This window comes from Bradyrhizobium altum (assembly GCF_020889705.1).
GTDB lineage: Bacteria > Pseudomonadota > Alphaproteobacteria > Rhizobiales > Xanthobacteraceae > Bradyrhizobium > Bradyrhizobium altum.
On record NZ_JACMYP010000532.1, the window covers coordinates 1 to 1,499 of the forward strand.

The 1,499-nt window shown below is 64.2% G+C and carries 1 protein-coding gene; it reads right to left on the reverse strand.

All coding sequences use genetic code 11. From position 1 onward, the window contains the following. The coding region (locus tag H8B02_RS47145; protein ID WP_312001572.1) for a reverse transcriptase domain-containing protein at window positions 1-937 on the reverse strand (937 nt) is incomplete at its 3' end. Window positions 938-1,499 lie beyond the last annotated feature (562 nt).

The following is a 1,499-nucleotide window of genomic DNA, read 5'->3' on the forward strand; positions in this document are numbered from 1 at the left end:
GCGTCAGGCCGAAGCTGGCCAGCCGCGCCTTGAGGGCCAAGAGCATTTCCTGCGCATCTGCCTTGCTCTCGAAGCCCATGACGAAGTCGTCCGCATAGCGCACGGTCACAATGCGACCACGTGCATGGCGACGACGCCATTGGTGGACCCAGAGATCGAGGATGTAGTGCAGGAAGATGTTGGCAAGGAGCGGGCTGATGCCTGCCCCTTGCGGCGTGTCCCTGTCCGTCTCTTGCTTCTCGCCGCTCTCAAGAACGCCGGCCCGCAGCCACAGCCCGATGAGCCGCAAGATGCGAGGATCGGCGATCCGGTGCGCCACCATCCGCAGCAGCCACTCGTGGTCGACCGAGTCGAAGAAGCTACGTATGTCGGCATCGAGCACCCAGTTGACGCGCTGGCTCATGATCGCCGTATGCAGGGCATCAAGCGCCATATGAGGATTCCGCCCCGGCCGGAAGCCGTAGGAGAACCCGAGGAAGTCGGCCTCGTAGACGGCGCTCAACACCTCGGTCACCGCGCTTTGGACGATCTTGTCCTCTAGCGCCGGCACACCGAGAGGCCGCTTACCGCCATCGGTTTTGGAAATGTAGACTCGCCGCACCGGCTGCGGCCGGTAGCGACCAGTGTGGACCCGTCCGCAGAGGTCGCGGATGTTATCCGTGAGCCCCTCTTCGTACTTCGCCACCGTTACCCCATCGACCCCCGCGCTGGCCTGCCGCTTTTGTCGTCGAAACGCCCGTAGCAGAGCGTCCTCGTCGATGTGGTGCAGCAAGGCCGTGAACCGGGTTTGGGCAGCCTGCTTGGCCGCCGCGTTCACCCGCTCGAGGTGCGGCGGCAAGGCAACCCGGCTCTGTGTCCGGACCCTGGCCTTCTCGCGCGGGCTCCCCTCGGGCTGGCCCCTTCCCTCCATACGTCTCGTTTCCTTCGACGATTTCACAGGTACTATGGACCAGTCCGACTCCCGACCTCAGCTCGGACCGCGGCCCTGGCAGTGCCTTGCCGTTGTCCCCCACTGGAGACCAATCCAGTGGACCCGGTCGGGCCTCTCATGTTCCGATGATTGCCTTCCATGCGTGATGCGGCCATCGACCCCGACGGAGCGGCATCGTCTCGCATAACGACGATGCTCATGCTGCCTTCGTGACTAGGGAACACACTCGGCCTCCGCGAACATCCACCTTTCGAGGCTCATTCCCGCACCCCGCATGGCTCCTGTCTACACTTCAGACCCCGCGTTGCCGCGACGCCCGCAAGACTCGGTCCCGGCTCGCCTGCTTCGGCTTTGGCCGGATGGGACTTGCACCCACAAGCAATCATCAGCTTGGCATGACGTACTCCCCATTGATGGTGTAGCTCGGTAGAGCAAAGCCGCCCGCACGCGCGCCCTCACATAGCGCCGTAGCGGGCGGGCGGCTTTGCGGTGGTCACCGGCAGTTCGCCGGTAGGGTCGGGTTGCTGACACCAACCTGATTCGAGGAACCACCGATGACCGATGAGAC